Here is a 26,356-nt window from a genome sequence, read left to right as displayed (position 1 = left end):
CCGCTGCGAGAAAACCCTCACCGCATTCATGGGATTCGTCCATCTCGCTTGCGCGATGATCTGGATAAAATGAATGCAGACAGCGCCTAGAGCATCGTGCGGAAAAGTGGGAACCGGTTTTCCGCAAGCAACGATGCGTTCAAAAAGATTTAGAGCGGGCAGCGTGATTCAGAAATCACGCTCCCCGCTCTAGCCTCAGTCTGCCCCCTTCGTCTTCGCGCCCGGTTGCGCCGCATGCCATTTCTTCACGGCGGCGAGCGTGCCGGTGATGTGGCCTTTCGGCGCCATTTCCGAATGCACGAAGAGGATCTTGCCGTCGCGCGCAATCACATACGACGTTCTGTTCGAGCGGCCCGGATAGAGCGCCAGCGGAACATCATATTTTGCGATGAGCGCCTTGTCCGCAACGCCGACCGCGAACTTATTCCGGCATTCCTTCACGGAGAATTCGTTCAGCTTTTCGATCGGATCGTTGGACATGCCGATCACGGTTGCGCCCATCGACGAAAAATCGTCGGTCGCATCGGCGAAGGCGTTGGCTTCCACGGTGCAGCCCGGTGTGAAGGCGGCAGGGAAGAAATAGAGCACGACCGGCCCTTTTTTCAGCGCCGAGGCGAGCGCGAAATCGAAAGGCTTGCCGGCAAGCGAGGCTTTCGTGGTGAAGACCGGGGCCTTGGCGCCCACCGCGAGCGCGGCAAGCGCTGGGCTTGCAAGAGTGACGGCGGCGGCAACAACGGCGGTGGCGGCAAGGCTGAACGGGCGCATGAAATCCTCCTCGGGGGCTTTGCGGATACGCTATGCCTGAATCGGCCCGGCTCCAAGGCGCTTTTCGCGGTGCCGTGCGTTCTTTCAGCAGGACTCATGCGGAAACGAAAGGCAGGATCATGTTCGTCGCAGCCTATTGGTGGAAGGTGAAACCCGGCAAGGAAGATCAGTTCCGCGCGGCTTGGCGGCGCGGCACCGAACTGATCCGGGAACGCTACGGCAGCCTCGGCTCGCGCCTGCACAGGGATTCCGAAGGCCGGTTCATCGGCATGGCCGAATGGCCGGACGAGGCAAGCTGGCAGAAGGCATATGAGTCCAAAATGGTCTACAACGACCCCGAAACCCGCGCCGCCTTCGTGGAAGCCATTGCCGACGCGGCGGTCGAGCCGCTGCTGCTGATGCAGGTGACAGATGATCTTCTCGACCGCGCGGATGGCCCGGATGACAAGGCGGCACATTCGCTGCCATAATGCGGCGCGGGACATTCGAAACGGGAGGGCACGGCCCATGCGCATGCTGACACTTTTTCTGGCCGGACTTGTCACCATGGGCTGCGACAGCGCGGACACCGCATCTCAGGCGGATCAGCCGAAGGTCGATACTGCGGACCCGAGCAGCGTGGACGCCGCCGCCGGCGGCACGACCCCCGAAGCGGACGCAGACGCCGCTGCAACGGAAACGGCGCCGACCGGAGCCGCCGTCGATCTCGCCGCTTACGTGGGCAAGTACCCGTTCGACAAGGTAAGCGATCTTGCGTTCTTCGATCAGCCCGCAGTCAAATCCGCGATCGCCGCCGCCATTCCCGACACGACCATTCTCGGTTGGGTGACGGGTGGAAACGGCGGCCCTTCGGCACCGATCGAGATGAAAAGCGGCAAGATCGCGTCGTGGGCGTGCGAAGCTCATAATTGCGGCGATCACCAATGGACCGTGCTGATCGATTCCGCCGGAAAGGCCGCCGAAATCTGCTATCAGGATGCCGGGGCCATGCCCGGAAAGACACGCTGGTATCGCGCCGGGTCCGCGCCCGAGACGCGCGAAGGCACCTGCCAGTTGTAAACCAGGCGGGAGGCAACGTGCCGCGCGATCGGATCGGCGGAACGATCACTCGGACCGGGGCTGTCGATCTTCTTTACACTCATGAAAGTACGGCCCCGGCGCTATGCCGGGAATGCGCCGTTTCGATCATCTGGCATGGTCCATGCTTTGTCTGAAGCGACCCTGGGGCCACCCTCGGCGGCATACGGAACATGCGCGGTATACGACAACGATAATAACGACCATCTCACCCGCTCCGACCGGCGACCACCTGCCGGACATGCCGACCGCGAAAAGAACGGTGCTTGAATTACGGGTCACGCTGCCAAAACAGGGGCGGTCCCGGCTTTATGCCGGGGCCGCCCTATAAGTTTGCGCTATTGATCGATACAGGCGATCAGTCTGACGACTATTGTGCATTTTCCCGATCACGCAAAACGTGTCACACGAGGCCGGTAAGCGTTCGAACCGATCAAGAGGAAGGGAAAAAGTCGATGACCGATCACCGCCCCGTGATGACGACAACCGCAGGCGCGCCGATTGCCGACAACCAGAACAGCCTGAGCGCCGGCCCGCGCGGTCCGCTGATGCTGGAAGACTGGCAGCTGCTGGAAAAGCTCGCCCACCAGAACCGCGAGCGGATTCCCGAGCGGGTCGTCCACGCCAAGGGCTGGGGCGCGCACGGGACGTTCAGGGCGACCGCCGACCTTTCGCGCTACACGCGCGCCGGTGTGTTCGCCGCCGTGGGCAAGACGACGCCGATGCTGGCGCGCTTCTCCACCGTCGCGGGCGAGGCGGGCGCGGCCGACCATGAGCGCGACGTGCGCGGGTTCGCGCTGAAATTCTACACTGATGAGGGCAACTGGGATCTCGTAGGCAACAACACGCCGGTGTTCTTCGTGCGTGACGCGCTCAAGTTCCCCGACTTCATCCACACGCAGAAGCGGCACCCGCGCACCAACCTGCGCTCCGCGACCGCGATGTGGGATTTCTGGTCGCTGTCGCCGGAATCGCTGCACCAGGTGACGATCCTGATGTCCGATCGCGGCCTGCCGCAGACGCCGATGCAGATGGACGGTTTCGGCAGCCACACCTTCTCGTTCGTGAACGCGGCGGGCGAGCGCTTCTGGGTGAAGTTCCACTTCAAGACCATGCAGGGCCACGCGCACTTCACCAACGCTGAAGCCGCCGCCGTGGTGGGACGCACGCGCGAAGGCTATCAGGAGGCGCTGTTCGGAACGATCGAGGCGGGCAAATTCCCGAAGTGGCGTGTGTGCGTGCAAATCATGCCCGAAGCCGATGCGGACAAGACGCCCTACAACCCCTTCGACCTCACCAAGGTCTGGCCGCACGGCGACTATCCGCTGATCGAGGCGGGCATCATGGAATTGAATCGCAACCCGGACAATTATTTCGCGGAGATCGAGAACGCCGCCTTCTCGCCCTCAAACGTCGTGCCGGGCATCGGTTTTTCGCCCGACAAGATGCTGCAGGCGCGCATCTTCAGCTATGCCGACGCGCATCGCTATCGGCTCGGCACGCATTACGAGACGCTGCCGATCAATGCGCCGAGATGCCCCGTCCATCACTATCACAAGGACGGGCAGATGAACGCCCACGGACCGCGCACGGGCGCTGTTGATGCTTACTACGAGCCCAACAGCTTCGGCGGTGCGGTGGAGGCGCCGGAGTTCCGCGAGCCGCCGCTGAAGATTTCCGGCGACATGGACCGCTGGAACCACCGCGAGGGCAACGACGACTACGTGCAGCCGCGCGCACTGTTCAACCTGTTCGACGAAGGCCAGCGCGCGCGGCTTTTCTCCAACATCGCCGAGGCGATGCAGGGCGTGCCGGACGAGATCGTCGAGCGGCAGCTCGGGCATTTCGCGCGCATCGATCCGGCCTATGCCGACGGCGTGCGCGCGGCGCGGGCATCGCTCGCATAGGGCTGGCAACCAAGGCGCCTGTCGTGCATTCTGTGCGACGGGCGCCGATCCCCCATACAAAGGCGCCCTCGCCTTCGTTCACCCGTGAAAAGAGGGAGCCATCGCCATGACAACTGACCGTTTGCCCGAAGACCGCAACTGGGTCGCCACGACCGGCCTTTCGCGCCGTGGCGTACTCGTGGGCGGCACGTTCGCTGCGGGTTTTGCCGCCGCCGTGCAGCCCGTCGCCGCGAGCACGCTCAAGACCGATCCCAAGGGGCTCGACGAGCGCATGGTCTCGATTTCCGTGCAGCAGGGCACGATGCCCGCCTACCGCGTGAAACCGGCGGGCAGCACGCGCGCGCCGGTGATCCTGGTGGTGCACGAGATTTTCGGCGTTCACGAATGGATCAAGGATATCTGCCGCCGCTTCGCGCAGGCGGGGTACTACGCGATCGCGCCCGATCTTTACGCGCGCTGGGGCGACGCGACGAAGGAAGCCGACATCCAGAAACTGATCGGGAACATCGTTTCCAAGGTTCCCGATGCGATCGTGATGGACGATCTGGACAGGGCGGCAGCGTTCGCGGCGGCGGACGGGGGCGACTCCTCGAAGCTCGGCATTACCGGCTTCTGCTGGGGCGGACGCATCACGTGGCTCTATGCCGCCTACAGCCCGCGCGTGGATGCGGGCGTGGCGTGGTACGGCAGGCTCACCGGCGAGAACAAGCCGCCCATCACGACGAGTCAACCCGTCGAGGTCGCCGCGCGCCTGAAGGCGCCCGTCCTCGGTCTCTACGGCGGCAAGGACAAGGGCATTCCGGTCGCGGACGTCGAAGCGATGCAGGCCGCGCTCAAAACCGCGAAGTCGCCCTCGAAGATCATCCTCTATCCCGAAGCCGATCACGGCTTCCTCGCCGACTATCGCCCCAGCTACAACGAAGCGGCGGCAAAGGCAGCGTGGGGCGAGGCGCACGGCTGGTTCAAGGCGAACCTGAAATAGCTCAGCCGGAGATGTCGCGCCCGCGCGTTTCGGGCAGGTAGAAGTACGTGACCAGCATCGCGACGGTGACGATGATGAACGTGTACCACAGACCGCCGAACACAGCGCCCGAGGACACGACGATATACTGCGAAACGAGCGGTAGAAGCCCGCCGAAGACGCCGGTGCCGATGTGGTACGGCACCGACATCGACGTGTAGCGGATGCGCGCGGGAAACAGCTCGACGAGCATCGCAGCAGCGGGCCCATAGGTCATGCCGGTGAGCAGCGTCAGCATCGCGGCGGCAAGCACCACGAGCCACCCCTGCCGTTCTGCCGTGTCGGAGGTTTCCGGATAGCCCGCCGCATCGAGCGCCGCGCGAAACGCTTCGGGCTCGAACCCGGAAATGCGCGCATCGGCGACACGCACTTCGACCTCCGCCACCGCCGCAGGCGTGCGCGTGTAGTTGAGGCCGTTCGACGCGAACCATTCGAGCGTTTCGGCGCACGCGCTGTCCTGCCTGTCGGAGAACGGATCGTAGCGACAGGTTTCAGGCGTGACGATCGTGACCGGATGCGCATCGATCGCGCGCTCCAGCGCCGGGTTCGCGGCTGCCGCGATCAGCCAGTAAAGCGGGAACAGCAGCACGAGCGTCAGCGCGAAGCCGGTGAGGATGACGGGTTTCCGCCCGACCCGGTCCGACAGCCATCCGAAGAAGATGAAGCTGGGCGCACCCACCACCACGGCGGCGCCCACCAGCAGACGCGCATCGGCCTCCGCCACTTTCGCGGCGCCTTGCAGGAAATAGAGCGTGTAGAACTGCGCGTTGTACCAGATCACCGTGAACCCGGCGGCGATGCAGAGCGCTATAAGGATGCGGCCGAGATTGCCCTTTTCGCGGATGCTGTCGACGAAGGGATTGGTCGACGTCTTCCCCGCGGCTTTCATGGCGCGGAACACGGGGCTTTCGTTCAGTTTCAGGCGAATCCAGAGCGAGATCGCGAGCAGGATGAGCGAGACGAGGAACGGGATGCGCCATCCCCACGCCTCGAACGCCTCCTTGCCGACGATCGCGGTTGTCGAGACGACGACGATGATCGACAGCAGAAAGCCGCCCACCACCGAAATCTGGATCCAGCTCGTGTAGAAACCGCGCCGGTGCGCGGGCGCATGTTCGGCGACATAAACCGCCGCGCCGCCATATTCGCCGCCGAGCGCAAGCCCCTGCGCGAAGCGAAGGCAGACGAGGATCAGCGGCGCCGCGACCCCGATCTGCGCGTAGGTGGGCAGCAGTCCGATGGCCGCAGTCGCAAGCCCCATGACCGTGATCGTGACGAGGAACGTATATTTCCGCCCCACCTTGTCCCCAAGGTGCCCGAACAGGATCGCGCCGAGCGGGCGCACGAGGAAACCCACCGCGAAGGTCGCGAGGCTGAGCAGCAGGGCGAGCGTTTCGCTTTCCACCTGGAAGAACATGCGCCCGAGCAGCGCCGCGAGCGTTCCGTAGATGAAGAAATCATACCATTCGAAGACGGTGCCGAGCGAGGATGCAAGGATCACCATCCGGTCGCGTTTGACGTCGAGTTCCCCTTCGGCGCGGTCGTCCGTCATTTCCCCCCCAATGCTTTTTATCAGCTGCGTATGGTCTCGTCGAAGCGGAAAGGTTCGCCGATCGCCGTGCCGATGAGGCCCGCGTCCCACATCACGCGGCGGCCGCGAATGATGGTGCCCACCGGACGGCCCGTGAGCGTCACGCCTTCGAACGGCGACCACCCGCACTTCGATTGCAGCCAGTCGTTCTCCACGGTCCGGCGCGACTTGAGATCGACGATGCTGAAATCCGCGTCGAAGCCCGGCGCGATGCGCCCCTTGGCGGTAAGCCCGAACAGGCGCACCGCCCCCGCCGACGTAAGATCGACGACGCGCTCCAGCGTCACCCGCCCCGCCGCCATGTGATCGAGCAGCAGCGGCAGCAGCGTCTGCACGCCGGGCATGCCGCTCGGGCTCGCCGGATAGGGCTTCGCCTTCTCCTCCTTCGTGTGCGGCGCGTGGTCCGATCCCCACACGTCGGGCACGCCCTGCCGCAGCCAGTGCCACAGCCCGTCGCGGTGCGCGCCGGAGCGGATCGGCGGGTTCATCTGCGCGTAGGTGCCGAGGCGCGGATAGGCCTCCTCCCCCGCCAGCGTCAGGTGCTGCGGCGTCACCTCGCAGCTCGCGATATCCTTGTTCGCGCCGAGCAGTTCGAGTTCGGCGGGCGTCGTGACGTGCAGCACGTGGATGCGCCGCTTCGCCTGACGCGCGAGGCCGAGCACGCGGCGCGTCGCGAGGATCGCCGATTCGTCGTCGCGCCAAACCGGGTGGCTGGAGGGATCGCCCTCGACACGGAAATCGCGGCGCGCCTGCATCCGGGGCTCGTCCTCGGCATGGATGGCGACACGGCGGCGGCCGGATTTCAGAACTTTCAGCAGTGTCGCATCGTCTTCCACCAGCAGACTGCCGGTCGAAGCGCCCATGAACACTTTCACGCCGCACGCACCGGGCAGCATTTCAAGCTCGGCGAGGCTTTCCGCGTTCGCATCGGTCGCGCCCACGTAGAACGCGTGCTCGCACCACATGCGGCCCTTTGCGCGCGCCAGCTTGTCCGCGAGCGCCTCCGCGCTGTCGGTGTTGGGGTTGGTGTTGGGCATTTCGAACACGCCCGTCACCCCGCCCATCACGGCGGCGCGGCTGCCCGATTCGAGGTCTTCCTTGTGTTCGAGGCCGGGCTCGCGGAAGTGCACCTGCGTATCGATGACACCGGGGAGCACGGTAAGCCCCGTGCAGTCGATCACCTCGCCCGCGTCCGCAAAGCTGCCCAGCGCGACGATGCGCCCGCCGCGCACGCCGACATCGGTGTTCTGAAGGCCCGAAGGCGTGAAGACGGCGCCGCCCCTCAGGACGAGATCGAAGCTCTGGCTGCTCTGGTTCATGAGGCGGGATGCTATACCCCCTTGCGCATGGCGCACCAGCCCCTAGCTTCGCTCTCATGATTGCATATCTTGATGATCGCGCCGTCCTCGTGGTTTCCGGCGAGGATGTTCGCGGATTTCTGAACGGCCTTGTCACAAGCGACGTCTCCGAAACGGCACTGACACCCGAAACGCCCGTGTGGGCAGGCCTGCTCAGCGCGCAGGGCAAATATATCACCGACATGATCCTCCACGACGGCGGCGAAGCAGGCATCTTCATCGACGTTCACAAAAGCCGCGCCGAAGACCTTGCCAAAAAGCTGAGGATGTACCGGCTGCGCCGCGCCATCGACATCGCTCCGTCCGCGCTCAATGTCTTCGCCGGGTGGAAGGAACGCGCGCTCGAACGCCCGCACGATCCGCGCCTTCCCGCGCTCGGGCACCGCTGGCTGGCGGCGGGCGGCTCGGTGGACGCGGGCGCTGCGGACTGGCACGCATACCGGATCGGTCTGGGCGTACCCGACACGCCCGACTTCGAAATCGACAAGACCATGTGGCTGGAAACGAACGCCGCCGAGCTGAACGGCGTCAGCTTTTCCAAGGGCTGTTATGTCGGGCAGGAAAACACCGCGCGCATGAACTGGCGCGCCAAGGTGAACAAGCGCTTCCTGCCCGTGATGCTGGCCGAACCCGTGGGCGAGGACCGCACGATCATGGCCGGAGACCGCGAGGCGGGCACGCTGCGCAGCTTCGCAGGCGCGCACGGCATCGCCTCTCTTCGCGTGGAATATGCCGACGCGGCGCTCACGCTCGGCGGGCATCCGGTGAGCGTGCATTGGCCGCAATGGCTGCCGCGCAAGGCCGAGGGGGAGGCTTGAGAATGGCGAAAAAGAAACCGCAGCGCATGCGCGACGACCGCAAGCTGCTGTTCATGCTCGGCATCTGCGGCACGCTGCTGCTCGCGATGTTCATCCTGATGTCGAGCTGACCACCTCCTCTCCCGCCCGCGGGAGAGGATACGAAGCCTTGGCCAAAGGCCACAGGCGAAGTTGGTGAGGGAAACCCTCTCCCGCCGGAGAGAGAGCGCCGTTCACCCCAGCCGCGCCAGCGCAGCCCGCAGCCGTTCCGCCTCAGCCGATTTCTCGGCATGGTCGGCGCGCGCCTTCTCGACCGCTTCGGGCTTGGCCTTGTCGACGAACGCCGGATTGCCGAGGCGCCCCGCAAGACTGTCCCGCTCCTTCTCCGCCGCCGCCGCATTCTTTTCGAGCCGCACGCGCTCTGCGGCGATATCGATAACGCCTTCAAGTTGAAGCGCGAACGTAACTTCATCCACGACCACCTGAAAGGTGTTGCCCTTACCAATTTTTGATTGGTCACCATCAGACCAATCAATTCGAGCAAGTTTTGTAATTGTTGGCCAATTCGCTTTAATCATTAATTGTCGCTCTTCAGCAGCGCCAGCTATGTAAGCTTCCATGCGAGCGCCTGGTGGCACATTGAGAGCCGTACGGGCCGAGCGGATTTCCGAGACGAGCCGGATCAGCCAGTCGATTTCCGCCGAGGCGCTGGCATCCACCGCGCCGACATCCACCCATTTCGCCGTGATGAGATCATGCCCGCCCCGGTCGCCGAGCGCGTGCCAGAGTTCTTCGGTCACGAACGGCATCACCGGGTGGAGCATGACCAGAATCTGGTCGAGCGCCCAGCCCGCGACGGCCATGGTTTCGTCCTGTTCGTCATTCCTGCGAAGGCCGGAACCCATGCCGCCGGTCGCATCGGCCCCGGCCTCCCCCGGGGAGACGGAGGACAGGATCGGCTTGATGAGTTCCAGATACCAGTCGCAGAAGCGGCTCCACGTGAACTGGTAGATCGCGTCCGCATAGGCATCGAAGCGCATCTCCGCCATCGCGGTTTCCAGCGCCTGCGCGGTCGCCGCGACCTCGGCGATGATCCAGCGGTTGACGGCGAGCGAGGCGGCGGGCGCGGCGATGGTGCGCGAAGCCGCGATGCCGTTCGACTGGCAGAAACGCGCGGCATTCCACAGCTTGGTCGCGAAGTTGCGGTAGCCCTCGACCCGGCGCTCGTCCATCTTCACGTCGCGGCCCTGGCTCTCCATCGCCGCCATGAAGAAGCGCAGCGCATCGGCGCCGTATTGGTCGATCAGCCCGAGCGGATCGACGACGTTGCCCTTCGACTTCGACATCTTCTGCCCGTCGGCCGCGCGCACCAGCCCGTGCAGGTAGAGCCGCTTCCACGGCACATCGCCCATGAAGTGCATCCCCTGCATCGCCATGCGCGCATCCCAGAAAAACAGGATATCGAAGCCCGAAATGCAGAGATCGTTCGGATAATGCCGTTCGAACAGGCGCGTACCCGAGCCCCTCTCCTTCAGGGGAGGGGTTGGGGTGGGGCCGTCCAACCGGCTCGCGGGTTGCGTGTGGAGAGCCCCCACCCCCGGCCCCTCCCCTGAAGAGGAGGGGTGAAGATTTTCAGCGGGCCAGCCGAGCGTAGCGAACGGCCAGAGCGCGGAGGAGAACCAAGTGTCGAGGACGTCACCGTCGCGCCAAAGGAGTACCTTTCCCTGGTCGATGTTGCTTGCGTAGGAAGCCGCCTCCTCACGAGTAGCAATTACAATTTCGCGGTCGCCATATGCTTCGCGGGCTTTTTCAAACAGTTCCTTCTCATCGTTAGCCACAATCCATTGGGTGTCGAACGAGGGAACTAAAGCGCCGTTATTAGTATGCGGTCCAAACCACGCCGGTATCCGGTGCCCCCACCAGAGCTGCCGCGACACGCACCACGGCTGGATGTTTTCCATCCAGTTGAAGAAGGTCTTCTCCCACGTCTTGGGGATAATCTCGATCGCGCCGCTGCGCACGGCCTCGATCGGCTTCTTCGCCAGTTCCTCGGCATTCACATACCATTGATCCGTCAGCCAAGGTTCGATGACCACGCCGCCGCGATCGCCGTAAGGCGTCTGGATCGTGCGCGGTTCGGCGTCGTGCTGCGTTTCCTCGCCGTCCTTGTCCTTCGAGACATGCGGGATCAGGAAGCCCAGCCCCTTCAACTGCTCGACGACGAGCGCGCGCGCATCGAAGCGGTCGAGGCCGAGATATTCGGTCGGAATGCGCCCGTCCGCCGTCTGCACGACCTTGGCTTCGGCATCGAACATGTTGAGCATGTCGGCGGCCTTGATGCCCGCGCGCTTGCCGACTTCGAAATCGTTGAAGTCGTGGCCCGGCGTGATCTTCACCGCGCCCGAGCCGAGTTCAGGATCGGCGTGCTCGTCGGCAACGATCGGCACAAGGCGTCCCGTGAGCGGCAGTTTTACGCGCTTGCCGATCACGCTCCGGTAACGCGCGTCCTCGGGATGCACCGCCACCGCCATGTCGGCGAGCATCGTTTCCGGGCGCGTCGTGGCGACCTCGATATAGTCGCGGCCGTCATCCAGCGTCGCGCCGTCCGCGAGCGGGTATTTGAAGCGCCAGAAGTGTCCCTTCACCTCGCGCGTTTCGACTTCGAGATCGGAAATCGCAGTCTTCAGCTTCGGATCCCAGTTCACCAGCCGCTTGTCGCGGTAGATGAGCCCCTGATTGTAAAGCTCGACGAACACCTTCACGACCGCGCGCGTGAAGTGCGGGTCCATCGTGAACTGCTCGCGGGACCAGTCCATCGAGCAGCCGAGGCGGCGGAGCTGGCGCGTGATCTGGCCGCCGCTTTCCGCCTTCCAGTCCCACACCTTCGCGATGAAATCCTCGCGGCTGTAGTTGGTGCGCTTGTCCTGCTGCGCCTCAAGCTGGCGCTCCACCACCATCTGCGTGGCGATGCCGGCATGGTCGGTGCCGACCACCCAGAGCGCATCCTTGCCGCGCAGGCGTTCGTAGCGCACCACGATGTCCTGCAGCGTGTTGTCGAGCGCGTGGCCGATATGGAGGCTGCCCGTCACGTTGGGCGGCGGGTTGACGATCGTGAACGGCTCCGCATCCGGGCGATCGGGACGGAATTTTCCGTTCTCTTCCCAGTATTTGTACCAGCGGGTCTCGATTTCGCCCGGGGCGAAGGTCTTTTCGATCGTCATGGCCGCTCCTTTGCCAGCCGCGCGGCGCGGCGGCAAGCGGCGGCGCTTACTTGCGTGTGATGCGGGCGATTTCGCGGGCGACCATCTGCTCGACGATTTCGGGGAGGTTGGCATCGAGCCAGGTCTTCAGCATCGGCTGAAGCAGTTCGCGGACGAGGCCTTCGAGCGTTTCGGGCCCGCTCCCGTCGCCGTTGAGGCGCATGGACGACAGCGCGGAAAAACTCTCCGATGCTTTCGCCTGAACAGCCTCGGAAACCGCGGACTGCGCCTCTGCGGAAAGCTCCAGCACCGCCGACGGTTCGGCCTCGAACGGCGCGCCCTGTGCGTCGCGCGGCGCGTCTTCGTCGTCGTATTCGGGCTCAGGGTCCGGCGCGCGCACGCGCTCGCCGTCATCCTCCGCGATAATACGGCGGATCGACGCGAGGATTTCCTCCATCGTGGGTTCGGGCTTGCCTGCCATACGTGCGGTCTAGCGCCAATCGCAGGGCGTTGTCACGCGGCTACTGCTGCACGTTTTCGGGAACCGGCGGCCCCATCGTGGCGGGCGCGCTCACCTGCGTGGTGACAGGCTGCGCATCGAAGCCCGGCGCCCAATCCACCCAGTGCCGCTTTGCGCGCGACGTATAGTCTTCGGGGCGGTACAATTCGACCGGCAGATCGAGGTCATCGGCTTCGGCGCGGCCGATGGTGGCAAGCAGCGCATAGCCCGCCACGAACGCATCACGCTCTGCGCGCACCAGCGTGACGCGCGCGTCGAGCAGTTCCTGCTCGGCGTTCAGCACGTCCAGAATGTCGCGCGATCCGACCTCGTTCTCCGCGCGCGTACCTTCCAGCGCAAGCTCGTTGGCGCTGACCTGGATTTTCGCCGATTCGATCGTCGAGCGGGCGCTTTGCAGGTTTTCCCACGCCTGACGCGCGCTTTCGATGGTGTCGCGCTCGGCCGAAAGCGTGTTCTGTTCGGCCTGAGAGAAGCGCGCCTGCGCCTCGCGGATACGCGAGCCCTGCACACCCGCCTGGAAGATCGGCAGCGTCAGCGTCGCGCCGATGTTCTGCGTATAATCGATGCCGCTGGTGCGAAGCCCCGCACCCGCCGCCGACAGGCCGCGGAAGTTCGTGTAACCGGCGCCGAAGGTCGCATCGATGCTCGGCAGGCGCGCGCCCTTCTGAACGCGCACGTCCTGCCGCGCGGCTTCCTGGTCGGATTTCGCGGCGAGCATGAACGGGCTGTCAGCCAGCGCCAGGTCGATCGCCTGCTGCTGCGTGCCGGGGATCAGCGGCGGCAGCTGGGGCTGCTCCAGATTTTCCGGCGCATGGCCCACGACACGCTCATATGTCGCGCGCGCATTGGCAAGATTGCCGAGCGCGGCGATGCTCTGGCTGCGCGCGAGCGCGAGACGCGCCTCGCTCTGCGCCACATCGGTGCGCGTCACGTCGCCGACCTCGAAGCGGTCGTTCGAAGCCTGCAGCTGGCGATCGAGCACCCGGACCTGGTTCGTCGTCAGATCGACCTCGGCCTGCAGCCTCAGCACGTCCATATAGGCGATGACCGTGTCGAAGATCGTCTGGTTTTCCTGGGCGCGCAGCAGTTCGCGGCCCGAGATTTCGCGGTTCTTCGCCGCCTTGAGCCCCGCCTGCAGACGCCCGCCGTAATACACGGGCTGGCTGAGCTGCACGCCGACCGTCACAAGGCGGCTGAAATCGTTGAACCTGCCGGGGTTGGACATTTCCTGATCGAGCGCCGCCTGCCCGCCGATGGTCGGGCGGAACTGGCCGAGCTGCTGCGCGACACCTTCGGAGACCGCCTGCTGACCCGCCCGGGCACCCGCGAGCACGGGGTTGTTGGCATAGGCCGCCGCCATCGCGTCGCGAAGGGTTTCGGCCCCGGCCGGTGTCGCGGCGAGCACGGCAAGCGCTACGCCGCCCATCAGAAGATCAACCCTGCCACCCATGCGTCCGCTCCTAGAACTCAAATACCCGCGGCCGCTCAAAACCCTTGAGCAGCGGCGCACTCGCTTCGAGCAGACGTGTCCAGCCGACATGCCCGCCCGCAACACGCCCCACCGAAACACTCGGCGCCGCGCCGCGCTCCGCAAGCACCGCCGCGATGCGGCCGCCCTCGCGAACCTGCGCGATCAGCGCTTCGGGAACACCCTCGATCTGCCCGTCGATCAGCAGCACATCATACGGCGCGCCCTCCGCATACCCCTCGGCAAGCGCCCCCTCGACAACGCTGACGTTGGAAACGCCGGTCTTGGAGATCGCCGAAGAGGCGCGCCGCACCAGCGTCGCATCATCCTCGACCAGCGTGACATGCGCGCAGAGCCGCGCCAGGATCGAAGCCGAATAGCCGGTCGTGCCGCCAACGATGAGCGCGCGCTCCTTGGGCATCACCTCCAGCGCCGACATCATCAGGCAGCCGGTGAGCGGCGCAGGCAAAGAGCGGCCCGGCACCACTTCCAGCGCCTCGTCGAGATAGGCGAGAGAAGAGAGATCGGCAGGCACATACATCTCGCGCGGCACATACTTGATCGCCGCAACGAGATTGGGCTCGACAATGCCGCTGGGGCGCAGCTGGCTGTCGATCATCGCGCTGCGCATCTTCCTGAAGTCCGGCAATTTCACGGGCTTCACGTCCTCCTGACCTGTTCGCGGTGTTATGTATAAATAACACACTAAATTTGCAAGCCGCCGACCGCTGGGGGGCGCAGCCCGGCTGCATCCGGCTTTAGGAGTTTCGCGCGGCAACGCCAAGGCGGAAAGTCGGCGTCCGTCCATTCCCGTGCGCCTTCCGTCGAAAGGCATCGCCACAGAGGCGTTTACACCGCCCCTCGCGATGGTCTAGAGAGCGCGCCTCACGCGTCGGGCCCGATGGCGGAGTGGTTACGCAGAGGACTGCAAATCCTTGCACGCCGGTTCGATTCCGGCTCGGGCCTCCAACGGCTCGTCGGCCGAAGTCTGCTGACGATTGAAAAATCCATAATTTTCTGCTAGTTATAAGGCATTCACTGATTGCCAGTGACCGCCCTCGTCTGCCTGTGATTGCGGCTGTTGGGGGCCTTTTTTGGGGCAGGAAACGCCCCGCGACGAGCGAGGCCCCCAAAATGGCGCTGACCGACACCGCGATCCGGAATGCCAAACCGAGGGAAAAACCATACAAGGTCACCGACGCCTTGGGGCTGTACCTTTTGGTCAATCCGCACGGCAGCAAGCTCTGGCGACTCAAGTACCGGATCGACGGCGTCGAGCGGAAACTGGCGCTCGGCTCCTACCCCGAGCTGAGCCTCGCAGAAGCCCGCGCCGCGCGCGATGCCGCGCGCAAACAGCTGGCGCATTCGGTCGACCCCAACTTTGCAAAACGGCAGGCCCGAATCGAAGCCGGCGTGCGGGCGCGCAACAGTTTCGCGCTCGTGGCCGAGGACCTCATTGAGAAGAAAGCGCGCGAGGGCATGGCAGAGCCGACCCTCAAGAAGATGCGCTGGTTCGTGAAGCTGATGGGCTCGGACTTCGGCAAGCGCCCGATCACGGAGATCACCCCGCACGAGATATTGCATGAGCTGAGAAAGCACGAACGCCGGGGACGGCTCGATACGGCCAATCTCCTGCGGGCATTTGTCAGCCGGGTGTTCCGCTACGGGGTCGCGACCGCACGCGCCGACCGCGATCCGGCTCACCTTTTGATCGGGGCGCTCACAAGCCCGAAGGTGAAGCACTTCCCCGCGATCACCGATCCGGTCATATTTGGCGGCCTGCTCCGAGCGATAGATGGCTATCAGGGCGACCCCGCTGTGCTTTACGCTCTGAAACTCACGCCCCATCTTTTCCAGCGCCCGGGTGAGATGCGCCAGATGGAATGGAGCGAGATCGATTTCGACAAGGCCATCTGGACCATTCCGGAAGGCAAAATGAAGATGCGCCAGCCCCATGTGGTACCGCTCTCCCGGCAGGCGCTCGACCTTCTTTCCGAGATGCAGGCGTTGTCGGGGTCCGGCCGATATGTGTTTCCGTCGGTTCGGACACATTTGAGGCCGCTCAGCGACAACACGATCAACGCCGCCCTGCGGCGCCTGGGCTATCCCAAGGACCAGATGACGGCGCACGGCTTTCGGACCTCCGCATCCTCGCTGCTGAATGAATCGGGGCAGTGGAACCCTGACGCGATCGAGCGGGCGCTCGCCCATACGGTCGGTGGTAGCATCCGCCGCATCTACAATCAGTCGGCCTATTGGTCCGAGCGCGTCGAGATGGCGCAGTGGTGGAGCGACTATCTTGACGATCTGCGCGAAGGAGGAACCCGATGCACGTCGCCCAGGACTCAGCCCCGGCAGGGATATGGCATCGGGCGAGTGATGCCCACCGCAGCCTTCCGCGCCTCGCCGCTCGCCTCTTATATACCAAGGACGAGGAGGAGCTGGGGTTAGGCCACGCGCTGCAGGAGCGCCCCGCCCGCCTCGTTAGCGATATCCGTCAGAATGCAACCCGAACACCGGCATTGGCCTTGAGCGTATAGCTGTCGCCGAAGTCCTTGAAAGGGCTGTTGCCCGAGACTTCGCCAAAGAGCGTCACCCCCTTGGTCCAGCTCACGCTGGCGCCCAGGCCCAGTTCACCCCACAGCCGCTCATTCGCATAATCGATCGGCGTGCCTGAAACCCGGGTACGGCTACCGTCCAGCCATTCGTAGCTGAGGTTGACCAGGCCATAGATGTGGCTACGGCCACCCTCCCATTCGTTCTGATGATCGAGGGAGATGCCCCAGCGGCTCTTCAGGCTGTCGCCCTTATCGGCCGAAATAACAGCGCTCGCCGGATCGGCGAAGCGATCGAACCGAACGTTGGAATAGGCCATCTGGATCTGCGGCGTAACGCTGAGCTTGCCGCCGACGGACGAGCGCTTTCCCACTTCAACGCTGAACGCCTCGCCGCTGCCGTCATTGCCCTTGGCAAGCTCGCCAAGAATGCTGGACTCCAGATCGCTGTCGTACCAGCTGCGTTGCGCCTGACCGTCGATATAGAAGCCGTTGAGCCCATACCACGTCAATGTCGCGCCCATGCCATAGCCGTCGGTCTTGAGCGAGCCATTGCCGAAGAGCGAACGCACATGGCTGTTTGCCTCGCCATAAAAGGCAGTGACCCCAGCGACCAGACGCTCGCCCTTATCGGTTGCGACCAGCACTCGATCCACCCCCAGTTGCATCTTCCAGCTGTTGACGTCCTGATCGGACATGCTGGTCGAGACCACGGCGTTGGCCCGGCTGCGCGTGCCTTCCATCCGGCCCCAGATTCCGCTTCCCTCAGCTTTGGCACCTGCTGCCCAGCTGCGGTTGCCGACACGCTGCTGCAAGGTCGACAGGCCGTTAAGCGCCTGCAGGTTCGCGCCATAGGCCTCATAAATCGGCACACCCGGCTGATAGAGTGGCGGGGTGGGCACATCGGGATCGACGGGCTCGCCCGGATTGAGCAGAGACGAACGCAGATACCAGTCCCCGTCCGTTGGGCTAGCGACGCCACCCTTATACATACGGTATCCATAGGCGCCGGCGATCACCGCCTGCTCGCCGTTGAACACATAATCGCCGTTCAGCGTAAACGTGCCATTCGAGGCACCGGCCACATCGACGATCTTGACGCCCTCAATTGTTTGCGCGCCCAGCCCGCCACGGTTGATCACCGAAACCTGGGTGTTACCCGATGTGGCGCCATTCACCACCAATCGATCGGTCGCCGAGCTATCGGCGCCCAGTACCGCTTCGATCTCCAGCATGCCACCATTGCCGGCGTAGTCACCGGCAACCGTCAGCGTGCCGATACCGCCTCGGCCAGGAGCAACGACTCCGGCGTTGCTGATGCCTCCCACGCGCCCCGTGCCTTCCAGGCGACCGGCCTCAGCGACGGTCACAAGGCTGCCGAGCAGGCCATCGACGCCAAGCGTGCCACCAGCGACCTGCGTCGCAGCGACATAGCCGCTATTGTCGCCGGTCAGCAGCAGGGTGCCCGCACCGCCCTTGGTCAGCGAACCGCTACCGGATAGCGCTCCGTTCAAAGTGAACGTCGTGCCCTGATCTGTCAGCAGCATGCCATCACCCGTGAACGACACGGCGCGCTACTGTCGGCAGTAAGGCTCAGCACGCCCTGGTTCTGGGCAACCGAGCCCGAGCCGCTGATCAGGCCGTCGTAACTATAGGTGGCGCCGCGATTGAAAATGAGCGCGGCGTTGTTCAGGATATCGCCGGTGATCGAACCAGTCGTACCCGAATTGCCGATCTGCAACGTTCCTGCAGTGATCGTCGTCCCACCGGTATGCGTTGCATCACCAGTCAGGATCAGCGTACCCGCACCGGCCTTGGTGAGCGATCCGGCGCCGGTGACATTGCCCGTCATTGTCCAGCTGGTGCCACTGTTCGTGTCAACTGCGCCAGCACCGGCAAGAACGATGGCGCGCCCAGAGCTGAAGGTCATCGTGGTGTTGAGTGTGCCTCCGCTAAAGCTCAGTTCACCCGCAGCGGCACCAAGATTGGCGTCACTTGCGATGCGCAGTGTACCGCCATCGACCGCGGTGCCCCCGGTGTAACTGTTCGCTCCTGTGAGAACGAGCGTGCCAAGGTCGGTCTTGACGAGCTTGGTCGCGCCGATGAGCTCGGCGGCGATCGTTGCGGTCAAGCTCGCGCCGGTAGCCGTGCCATCACCCACGCGGACCATCGACTCCGGGCCGATCAGCGTCAACGGCGCGCCGGTGACGAGATAGCCGTTACTTGCGAATTGCATACCGGACGCTGTGACCGCGCCGCCGCCATTGTCGATCGTGACCGTGCCGCCGGTCCCGGCGAAGATCGCCAGCGTGCCATCGTCATAGGCCGCGTTCACGCTGCCATCGGCATTGGTCCAGTTATTGTCGAGACCGTCGAGATGCCAGGTGCCGTTGCCGCCATCGATAGCATCGTTGAACTTGGGCCCTGCATCGCCATCCCAGAAGCTCAACGAAAGGCCCACGGAATTGATCAGGTTGACCTGTCCGGCCACGGAGGTCTGAACGACAACGTTGCTCCCGCCCGGCATCAAGCCAAGCGTGAGGCCATTATCGATGAGCGCGCCATCATAATTGAACACACGATAGATGCCGCCGCCAAAAGTGCCGCCCGCAGAAACGCTGACATTGATCGTGCCATCGAGCCTCAGATCGCCGCCGACTTCGATCAGGTCGTTGAGCGGACCGCCGGCGACGTCTGCCTGACCAAACTCGAAGTCGAGGACAGAGCCGCTCGACAGCAAGAGATCTCCGTTGATCGTCAGCGTGTCCGGGCTGTTGCCAGGCGCGAGGATGCCGCCGTCGACCACATTCACATCACCGCCAATGATCCCGCTGCCGCCCAGTGTGGCGCCCGAAGAGACCGCGACAAGCCCGGTCGCTGCCGATTGATCGCCGTTGATCCGCAGCGTGCCGGCGTTGATGGTGGTTGCGCCTAGGTAGCTGTTATTCTCCATCAGGGTGAGAATGCCCGGACCGTTCTGGACCACCGACCCGGTGCCAGAGATCAGGTTGCCGAATCCGACATTATCGGAACGGTTGAACACCAGCGAACCGTTGTTCGCTACATCGCCCGTGATCCAACCGCTGGTCCCGCCATTGCCAAGCTGGAGCTGGCCGGCCGCGATGCTGGTTCCACCGGAATAGCTGTTGTCGGCCGTCAAGACCAGCCGGCCGGCACCCGACTTAGTGAGGCTGCCTGCACCTGAGGTCACGCCACTGAGCGTGAACGTGGTGGCGTTGTCGGTCAAAAACGTGCCGGTGCTTACCAGCGTCGCGTTGCGGATGCTCGACATGCTGGCTGTCGTCTGCAGCGTGCCGCCGTCGAAGGTGAGCGCGCCGCTGGCCGCACCCAGATTGGCGTCGGCGGAGACCTTCAGAATGCCAGCATTGATCGTCGTGCCACCTGTATAGCTGTTGATGCCCGCCAGTGTCGTCGTGCCGGCGCCATCCTGCGTCACCGCGCCACTGCCCGAAATCACGCCATTGAAGGCGAGAGCGTTCGAGCGGTTGAATCTCAACAGGCCATTGTCGACCACGTCACCAATGATGCTTCCGGTCGCGCCGCCATTGCCCAGTTGCAATGTCCCCGCCGAGATCGTCGTCCCGCCGGTATAGCTGCTGTTCCCGCTCAGGATCGTCGTGCCGGAGCCGTTCTGCTGAAGCGCACCAGTCCCGACAATCGACCCCGCATAGGTCAGGCTGTCGGATCGGTTGAATGCCAATGTGCCGAAATTGTTGACGAGTGCGCTGGCGATGGAGCCCGTGGTGCCGCCACTTCCTATCGAGAAGAGGCCCCCGTTGATATTGGTCGACCCGGTATAGCTGTGGTTGCCGGTCAGGAGCCATGTGCCGGTGTCATTCTTGGCAAGCGTGGTGACGCCGCTGCCGGCATTGCCGATCGAGCCGGCGAGCGTGTTGTTGCCTGTATTTGTACCACCGAGCGCGATGGTTCGTGCCTGGTTGTTGTTCGCCAGCGTGACCGGCCCTGTGTCGGTGAAGACGATCGCGCCTGTACCGGACGATTCGATGAAGGTGACGCCGGAGGACAGGGTGAACAGACGGTTCGTGGTGTCGCCCGCGCCGGTGTAGCGCAATGTCGATCCATTACCGATGACAAGGTTCGAGGCTGCTGCGGAAGACATGCCAATACTGCTGGCAACGCCACCATTGGCGAGTTTGTCGACGCCAAGCACGCCGCCACTGATCGTCGTAATACCGGTGTAGGTGCTGCCCGGATTGGTCAGAATCCAGGTGCCGGCGCCGGTCTTGGTCAGGCGAGTGAGGCCAGTGCCGTTGTTCGTGATCTGTGCGGCAAGAATATTATTTTCGATGTTGGTGCCGGTCAGCGTCAGCGTCTGTGCGGTGTCCGGGGCGCTGAAGGCGATGGCTGCATTGCTGGTGAAATTGATCGCGCCTGTTCCAGATGCATCAAGCGCATTGCCGGTGTTCGCGCCCAGCGTGAATTGGCGGTTGGTGCTGTCGCCAGCGCCGGCGTAGCGTAGCGTGCCACCATTGAGGGTGAGGTTACTCGCCGCCGCGCTCGATGATCCCATCGAACTCGCAACCCCGCCATCAACCAGACAGGTCACTTCGATGGCACCGCCGTTGATCGTAGTGACACCCGAATAGTCGTTCCCGCAACCGCTGATCCTCTGCGTCGCGCCGCCATTCTTTATGAGGTTGCCGGCGCCGGTAATGAAACCGCCAAAGGTTGAGCCGGCGCCATTGTTGCCGTTGGTGATCGTCAGATCAGCCCCGGCCAGCGTGATAGTGCCGCCCGATGCACCCCCGCCTTGCAGGAAGGTAACACTGGTATCGAAGCCAGCCAGATCGAGCGTCACTCCGGCGGTATTATCGAGATACATTGGCGCGGCAGCGCCAAACGCTTGCGTGGAACCTGCCCTGAGGACTCCACTGGTGATCTGCGTGGAGCCGGTATAGGTGTTAGCCCCCGACAGCACCAGCGTGCCGGCGCCGTCCTTGCGGAGGCCTCCACCGCCGATAACCTGCCCCTGGAATTCGAGGGTCGCTCCGGCATCCGCAACATTGAGATATGCCGCGCCGGTCAGTGTGAAGCCGCGATCAGTGGTGACGTTCGCCCCGGTGTAAGTGAGCACTCCGCCGTTGAAGACGAGATTGCCGGAGTCCGCCCCGGATGCGCCGATGCTGCTGGCAACGCCGCCATCTGCGATGCAGTCGATGGCGAGCGAACTCATGAGAGTCGTGGCGCCGGTGTAGCCGTTGTTGCAACCGTTGATCGTCTGCGTGTAACTGCCGGGCCCTCGCGTGAAACCGCCGCTACCCGTGATCGTCCCGGTGAAGGCGGCCTGTCCGCCGGCTGTCGTGAGCGTGCTGGATCCAAGATTGACCGTACCGGCTCCGGCCAGACCGCCGGCGGAGATATCGAAGCCGCCCAGGTCCAGCGTCGCGCCGCCGTTCACGGTCATATAGCGGGTGCCGGGGCCGAAAGCCTTTGCCGAACCCGCACGCAATGTGCCGCCCGAGACGATGGTATCGCCCGTATAAGTGTTGATGCCGCTGAGAATGAGCGTTCCATCGCCATCCTTGACGAAGGAACCGGTGCCGGTGGCTATGCCGCTGATTGTCAGCGTGGTGCCAGCCGGAGCGACATCGATGCGACCGTTGCCGCCGGCAAGGGTGAAGCCGCGATCGGTGCTGACGGTGCCGCCGGTATATTGCAGCGTACCGTCAAGACTCATGACAAGATTGGCGGAAGCGCTCATTGCCGCGCCCATGCCGCTGGCGACACCGCCATTGGAGAGCGTGTTTACCGATAGCGTGCCTTTGTTGCCGCTGCCGCCACCGGTAATCGTCGTAATGCCGACATAGTCGTTCGCAGTGTTGGACAGGACCAATGTTCCCCAACCGGTCTTGGTCAGACCCGCATCGTCCGGACTCGTCACCAGGCCGGAGAATTCGACGGTGCGACCACCATCGACCTGAATCGCCCGCTCGCTACCACCGTTGACCAGCGTGATACCGCGATCGGACACCGCGTCCGAACCGCCGATATAGGCAAGCGTGCCGCTTTCCAGGCGCAGATTTGCGGGATCGGCGGACGAAGCGCCGATGCTGCTATTTATCCCGCCATTGGCGAGACTCGTCACCTCAAGCCGTCCGCCGCTCAGCGTCGTGCCGCCGGTATAGCTGTTGAGGCCCGTCAATCGAACGGTGCCGTTACCGTTCTTGGCAAAACTGGTAGCGCCGCCATTGTTCACGATCGTCGATTCGATGGTGAAAATACCGCCGCCATTCTGTTGCACGCCCAGAGTGCTGTCGCCGGTTCCACCGGTCAGAGAGCCCCCGGGATCGTCTGGTTGTTGGCCCCCACCGACGGGGCGACGATAATGGTGCCGTCGATACCCAGCGTTGCCGTGGGCGCGACCGTGACGGTGGTCGTCGGATCGGCGGTGGTGAACTGCAGACCGGCAAGCTGCACATCGCTCGCCACGGTTCCGGAAAAGCTCTCTGTGTCGCCGTCGCTGTCGGAAATATATTGACCGTCTGCCCAAAGGGACGCGTCATCCTGATCGGTATAATCAGCCTCGGTAAAAGCAACGATGGCGCCGCCAACAACCTTGGCATAATCTGTACCGTTTATCGTGGCCCAACCGCCCAGGCTCGTGTTGCTGGTGGTGAAATTGCCTGTGGCCGGCAGTGCGAAGTCGATCAATCCGCCAGCGCGATTGATCGCACCGAGATTGACGGTGACGCTTCCCGTGGCACTGGCCTCTGCGCTGATCCTGTTGTTGCCGGCAAGGATATTGAGGCCATTGAAGGTCTGGACATTGTCCTGGCCCGCGCCGCCAAAGACCGTCACCGTGCCGCCGGCCATATTCAGCGTGGACGCGCTGGAAATAATGTCGGTGAGCGGTGCGCCGGGGCTATTGAAGCCCAGGGCCAGCGTACCGCCGTTAATTGTCGTTGTACCAGTGTAGGTGTTCGCCCCGCTGAGGGTCAGTATCCCGTTGCCAGCCTTGGTCAAACCGCCGCCGCCCGTGATGATTCCGGCATAACCAACGTTTGTGGCAGTATCGACGGTGAGATTGGCCGAGCCCAGCGCCACTGTTCCGCCTGTGCCGCTCAGCGAAGGCGCGGTCAGATCATATCCGTCCAGATCCAGCGTGCCGCCATTCACGATGAAACCGGTCGCGGCGCCAAAAGCCGAGCTACTGCCCGCCTTCAACGTCCCCGCATTGACCGTAACGCTACCCGTGAAATCATTGGCACCGCCCAAAACCCAGGTGCCGGCACCGTTTCCGATCAGATTTCCAGCACCGGATATCGTGCCCAAGAAGCTATTCTCGCCGGCAAACGTTCCACCCAGCGTCAGACTGTCGGCCGCTCCGCCGATGGCGAAGGTCCCACTGCCGCTCAGATTTAGCGCGCCCGTCCCGTCGTTCAGAATGCCGCCAGCACCGTTTGCGATCCACAAGCGATTGCTGCTGTTCCCCGTACCGGTGTAGCTCAGCGATCCGGCACTCAACGTGATGTTCGTACCGGTGCCGAGTGAACTGACCGCGCCGATATCCGCCAGAACCGAAGCTCTGACGAGACCGCCGATACTGGCCGCCCCAGCAAATGTGTTGGCGCCGCCAAGCGTGACAACATTACCAGCCGCGCCATTGAACGCGTAGTTGCCGCCACTGAGAACCCCGAGGAGCTCAATATTGGCAGTCTCAGCAAGGAAGGTTCCGCCCGCTGAAACATCGACATCGCCCGTAATGGTCAGCGTGCCCGTCCCCTGGTTCCGGATAATCGCGCCATTGCCGTTGATATCCCAGTTCCGGTTCGAACTGTCGCCATCGCCGAGATAGATCAGGCTATCGGTATATTGGCTCTGCTGATTGAAAACGATCGTGCCATCCGCGACTGTCACGGGGGCGCCCAGTGAACTCGCCACTCCAAGGTCGCCGATCGACGTGAAACGCGTGGAGCAGACACCATTGCAACCAGAAAAGATGGTTTGACCAGTATAGGTGCTGGCATCGTTGCTCATGGTAACGCCGCTGGCCGCCGCAGACACCCGCCCACTGCCTGTGATCAACGCGGACCCTGCGCCTGCGCCTTCCAGGATCAGAGTGCCGGCATCGCCGATCGTGACGGTGCGGTTTGTCGGGGCCCCGGCGATCGACAGCCGAACCGTGGCTGCGGCTGCCGTGGAAATGTTGTTTTCGGCATTGCCCAAGGCAGCATCGCTGCCCGCATAAATGCTGCCGAGATTGAGAAGGATATCGCCCGTGAAGCTATTGGTGCCATTCAATATCAGCCCGCCGGCGCCAGCTTTGGTCAGGCCAGACGAGCCTGCAATGACGGAATTTATCGTGGTATTTCCGCTGTTCGTCGCGATCGTGGGCGACAGGCCGGAGAGCGTCAATGTGCTGCCGGTGAGCGTGAAACCGGCCGCATTAAAGGTCAGGTTATGAACGACGATTGGCGCGCCGAGCGTCACCGTCCCGGCGGTGCCGCCGAAGATGGCGTTATCGAGGGCCGCGTTCGACCAGGGGAGGCTGTAAGGGCCGCTGACGCCGTCGGCGCTGGGGCTCCAGTTCAGATTGTCGAGATTCCATGTACCCGTGCCGCCGGTGCCAATGGCAGTGCCGTTCGCATCCCAGTTCCGGTCTTCAGCGTGCGCTGGCGCAGCCAATGCCAGGAGCGCCAGCGCCGCAAGAGAGCTACCCGAGAGCAAGCGCCGTGACACTTGGGCGGCGTATTGACGGTGCCGATCGGTTGCGTTGCTCATTTGACTCTCCTCAGACACACGCCTGCGCCACCAGCCGTTGCAGGCGGAGTCATCGACGAAATTTCCATGAATGAAATGTGGGAAAACACGAGCGCACGGCTCGCCGCGCGTTCGCCGCTTTGCACCTTCGCACGCCTACTTCGCCTCCCGTTGGTAGCCCCGCTAACTCGATCGAGTTCGGAGGCTTTGCGTCCTGCCGTCACCGGCAGTTTGCCCTTTTCAACGCTCCGCGGCGCTGCTCTAAAACCAACCGGCACCCAGCCCTTGCAAGCATTAGCTGCCAGGCCGAACTACGGTCTCGAAGCGATCGACGAGAACATTGTCTTGGGAAGACTTATCAAGCGGTTAGGTGCCATTGCAACCCCAAATCTCCGTCGAATATACTTAACGGATTGTAAAACAGTGCAGGCTTACCGCGGTCTCAGGCTCTCGATTCCAGTGAAAACACTTGCGATCCCATGCACAATTCGCCCTTATCGCGTTCACACAGGCAGCAATGATATTGAGTCCCACCACATCTTATCCATCACCACCATCGGTCTTGGCAGATGCGGTGAATGCTTTGAGACGCAACGATCTCACGGGAGCGGAAGCTCTCATCCGGAAGCGTCTGGCGACCGACCCTGAAGATCTCGAAGCCGCGAGATTACTTGCAGGAGTAGCTGCAATGACAGGATCGTCTGCCGACGCCGAAGCACTGCTGCGGCGAGCAATAGCACGCGCGCCAGCATTCGTCCTCGCCTATGCCGACCTGGTGTCACTGCTATGTCGTCTCGACCGCGCAGAGGAAGCCATCGCGTTGCTCGACAACGTCATCGAGGATCCATCTCGTCGTCTTTGGGCTTTGTCACTGAAGACGACTCTCCTTGCCGGCGAGAGACGCGTCGAGGAAGCGCTTCACGTTCATAAGCAGCTGGTCGCGCGCGCGCCCGGTGCGGCGGTACCATGGATGAACTACGGCTATGCGCTGAAAACTGCAGGGCGCCTCGAAGACGCTGTCGTCGCCTATCGAAGATCACTGAAAATCGATCCCGCGAACAGCTTCGCCTGGCTCGGGTTGGCCAATCTGCGTACGGTCCACCTCGGTAGCGACGACGTCACTCTGCTGGAGCGGGCTCTGGAGGCAGTGCGTGATGACGTGCAGCGGATTCATCTCCATTTTGCACTTGGCAAAGCGCTGGGCGATCTAAACCAATTTGAGCTCTCGTTCCGTCAGTATCAAATGGCGAACGACATCCGTGGCTGTCAATCGGCGTCCAAAAGGGACCCCCGATCGGCGTGCAAAAGGGACCCCACCGCGGCGTGGCGATCGGTTGATGTTGAGCGCGAGTTTC

Annotated in this window: 17 protein-coding genes, 1 tRNA gene and 1 riboswitch; of the genes, 8 read left to right on the top strand and 10 right to left on the bottom strand. The window is 63.4% G+C overall.

What is annotated here, in order from left to right:
- Positions 1-195: 195 nt before the first annotated feature.
- Positions 196-765 (bottom strand): peroxiredoxin, encoded by a 570-nt coding sequence (locus tag GGQ98_RS16595; protein ID WP_184071529.1) that lies wholly within the window; start codon positions 763-765, stop codon positions 196-198.
- A 119-nt stretch (positions 766-884) separates the two neighbouring features.
- Between GGQ98_RS16595 and GGQ98_RS16590 the strand changes: the two genes are divergently transcribed.
- From GGQ98_RS16590 to GGQ98_RS16575, 4 genes are all read left to right on the top strand, one after another.
- Positions 885-1,235 (top strand): antibiotic biosynthesis monooxygenase family protein, encoded by a 351-nt coding sequence (locus GGQ98_RS16590; RefSeq protein ID WP_184071526.1) that lies wholly within the window; start codon positions 885-887, stop codon positions 1,233-1,235.
- 37 nt (positions 1,236-1,272) lie between these two features.
- Positions 1,273-1,824 (top strand): hypothetical protein, encoded by a 552-nt coding sequence (locus GGQ98_RS16585; protein ID WP_184071524.1) that lies wholly within the window; start codon positions 1,273-1,275, stop codon positions 1,822-1,824.
- Between the two features lie 473 nt (positions 1,825-2,297).
- Positions 2,298-3,749 (top strand): catalase, encoded by a 1,452-nt coding sequence (locus GGQ98_RS16580; RefSeq protein ID WP_184071522.1) that lies wholly within the window; start codon positions 2,298-2,300, stop codon positions 3,747-3,749.
- A gap of 106 nt (positions 3,750-3,855) precedes the next feature.
- Positions 3,856-4,731 carry a dienelactone hydrolase family protein gene (locus GGQ98_RS16575; protein WP_184071520.1) on the top strand — a complete coding sequence of 292 codons (876 nt, stop codon included), beginning with the start codon at positions 3,856-3,858 and terminating at the stop codon, positions 4,729-4,731.
- Position 4,732: 1 nt separating this feature from the next.
- On the opposite strand, the gene GGQ98_RS16570 is transcribed toward GGQ98_RS16575, so the two are convergent.
- Both GGQ98_RS16570 and GGQ98_RS16565 read right to left on the bottom strand, forming a co-directional pair.
- A complete protein-coding gene (locus GGQ98_RS16570; RefSeq protein WP_184071518.1) occupies positions 4,733-6,322 on the bottom strand; it encodes an MFS transporter in 1,590 nt (529 codons plus the stop codon).
- A 20-nt stretch (positions 6,323-6,342) separates the two neighbouring features.
- Positions 6,343-7,680 (bottom strand): dihydroorotase, encoded by a 1,338-nt coding sequence (locus GGQ98_RS16565; RefSeq protein WP_184071516.1) that lies wholly within the window; start codon positions 7,678-7,680, stop codon positions 6,343-6,345.
- Positions 7,681-7,736: 56 nt separating this feature from the next.
- Here GGQ98_RS16565 and ygfZ point away from each other — a divergent pair, with 56 nt between their 5' ends.
- Positions 7,737-8,537, top strand: coding sequence for a CAF17-like 4Fe-4S cluster assembly/insertion protein YgfZ (gene ygfZ / locus GGQ98_RS16560; protein WP_184071515.1), 801 nt, complete (start codon positions 7,737-7,739; stop codon positions 8,535-8,537).
- A 212-nt stretch (positions 8,538-8,749) separates the two neighbouring features.
- Here ygfZ and GGQ98_RS16555 read toward each other — a convergent pair whose 3' ends face one another.
- Genes GGQ98_RS16555 through GGQ98_RS16540 form a run of 4 tightly spaced genes read right to left on the bottom strand, consistent with a single transcriptional unit; the run spans position 8,750 to position 14,359 of the window.
- Positions 8,750-11,737, bottom strand: a complete 2,988-nt coding sequence (locus tag GGQ98_RS16555) for a valine--tRNA ligase (protein WP_184071514.1) — start codon at positions 11,735-11,737, stop codon at positions 8,750-8,752.
- Positions 11,738-11,783: 46 nt separating this feature from the next.
- Positions 11,784-12,197, bottom strand: a complete 414-nt coding sequence (locus tag GGQ98_RS16550) for a DUF2497 domain-containing protein (RefSeq protein WP_184071513.1) — start codon at positions 12,195-12,197, stop codon at positions 11,784-11,786.
- 40 nt (positions 12,198-12,237) lie between these two features.
- Complete coding sequence (locus tag GGQ98_RS16545; protein WP_184071512.1) at positions 12,238-13,686, bottom strand: TolC family outer membrane protein; 1,449 nt, start codon at positions 13,684-13,686, stop codon at positions 12,238-12,240.
- A 10-nt stretch (positions 13,687-13,696) separates the two neighbouring features.
- Entirely contained in the window at positions 13,697-14,359 is a 663-nt protein-coding gene (locus tag GGQ98_RS16540; protein WP_184071511.1) for a protein-L-isoaspartate O-methyltransferase, read from the bottom strand.
- 240 nt (positions 14,360-14,599) lie between these two features.
- Between GGQ98_RS16540 and GGQ98_RS16535 the strand changes: the two genes are divergently transcribed.
- Positions 14,600-14,673, top strand: a tRNA-Cys gene (locus GGQ98_RS16535).
- A 165-nt stretch (positions 14,674-14,838) separates the two neighbouring features.
- Positions 14,839-16,155, top strand: coding sequence for a tyrosine-type recombinase/integrase (locus GGQ98_RS16530; RefSeq protein WP_184071510.1), 1,317 nt, complete (start codon positions 14,839-14,841; stop codon positions 16,153-16,155).
- A 46-nt stretch (positions 16,156-16,201) separates the two neighbouring features.
- On the opposite strand, the gene GGQ98_RS16525 is transcribed toward GGQ98_RS16530, so the two are convergent.
- The 3 genes from GGQ98_RS16525 to GGQ98_RS16515 are packed head-to-tail and all read right to left on the bottom strand — an operon-like array spanning position 16,202 to position 25,022.
- Positions 16,202-17,806, bottom strand: a complete 1,605-nt coding sequence (locus GGQ98_RS16525) for an autotransporter family protein (RefSeq protein WP_184071509.1) — start codon at positions 17,804-17,806, stop codon at positions 16,202-16,204.
- Positions 17,797-22,542: an autotransporter-associated beta strand repeat-containing protein gene (locus GGQ98_RS16520; protein ID WP_184071508.1), complete on the bottom strand. Its 4,746-nt coding sequence runs from the start codon at positions 22,540-22,542 to the stop codon at positions 17,797-17,799. The genes GGQ98_RS16525 and GGQ98_RS16520 overlap by 10 nt, the downstream gene beginning before the upstream one ends.
- Positions 22,543-22,571: 29 nt before the next feature.
- Positions 22,572-25,022 carry a beta strand repeat-containing protein gene (locus tag GGQ98_RS16515; RefSeq protein WP_184071507.1) on the bottom strand — a complete coding sequence of 817 codons (2,451 nt, stop codon included), beginning with the start codon at positions 25,020-25,022 and terminating at the stop codon, positions 22,572-22,574.
- A 149-nt stretch (positions 25,023-25,171) separates the two neighbouring features.
- Positions 25,172-25,247, bottom strand: a riboswitch (cyclic di-GMP riboswitch).
- Positions 25,248-25,563: 316 nt separating this feature from the next.
- Between GGQ98_RS16515 and GGQ98_RS16510 the strand changes: the two genes are divergently transcribed.
- Positions 25,564-26,356 (top strand): tetratricopeptide repeat protein (locus tag GGQ98_RS16510; protein WP_184071506.1); only part of this gene is annotated, 793 nt, incomplete at its 3' end.

Source organism: Sphingosinicella soli, from assembly GCF_014199685.1.
Lineage (GTDB): Bacteria > Pseudomonadota > Alphaproteobacteria > Sphingomonadales > Sphingomonadaceae > Sphingosinicella > Sphingosinicella soli.
The sequence above is the reverse complement of the archived record's forward strand: the minus strand, read 5'-3'. Positions and strand labels throughout refer to the sequence as shown.

Coding starts and splice junctions, on each gene's coding strand:
- GGQ98_RS16595 (WP_184071529.1), bottom strand. CDS start 765: ATGCGCCCGTTCAGCCTTGCCGCCACCGCCGTTGTTGCCGCCGCCGTC.
- GGQ98_RS16590 (WP_184071526.1), top strand. CDS start 885: ATGTTCGTCGCAGCCTATTGGTGGAAGGTGAAACCCGGCAAGGAAGAT.
- GGQ98_RS16585 (WP_184071524.1), top strand. CDS start 1,273: ATGCGCATGCTGACACTTTTTCTGGCCGGACTTGTCACCATGGGCTGC.
- GGQ98_RS16580 (WP_184071522.1), top strand. CDS start 2,298: ATGACCGATCACCGCCCCGTGATGACGACAACCGCAGGCGCGCCGATT.
- GGQ98_RS16575 (WP_184071520.1), top strand. CDS start 3,856: ATGACAACTGACCGTTTGCCCGAAGACCGCAACTGGGTCGCCACGACC.
- GGQ98_RS16570 (WP_184071518.1), bottom strand. CDS start 6,322: ATGACGGACGACCGCGCCGAAGGGGAACTCGACGTCAAACGCGACCGG.
- GGQ98_RS16565 (WP_184071516.1), bottom strand. CDS start 7,680: ATGAACCAGAGCAGCCAGAGCTTCGATCTCGTCCTGAGGGGCGGCGCC.
- ygfZ (WP_184071515.1), top strand. CDS start 7,737: ATGATTGCATATCTTGATGATCGCGCCGTCCTCGTGGTTTCCGGCGAG.
- GGQ98_RS16555 (WP_184071514.1), bottom strand. CDS start 11,737: ATGACGATCGAAAAGACCTTCGCCCCGGGCGAAATCGAGACCCGCTGG.
- GGQ98_RS16550 (WP_184071513.1), bottom strand. CDS start 12,197: ATGGCAGGCAAGCCCGAACCCACGATGGAGGAAATCCTCGCGTCGATC.
- GGQ98_RS16545 (WP_184071512.1), bottom strand. CDS start 13,686: ATGGGTGGCAGGGTTGATCTTCTGATGGGCGGCGTAGCGCTTGCCGTG.
- GGQ98_RS16530 (WP_184071510.1), top strand. CDS start 14,839: ATGGCGCTGACCGACACCGCGATCCGGAATGCCAAACCGAGGGAAAAA.
- GGQ98_RS16525 (WP_184071509.1), bottom strand. CDS start 17,806: ATGCTGCTGACAGATCAGGGCACGACGTTCACTTTGAACGGAGCGCTA.
- GGQ98_RS16515 (WP_184071507.1), bottom strand. CDS start 25,022: ATGAGCAACGCAACCGATCGGCACCGTCAATACGCCGCCCAAGTGTCA.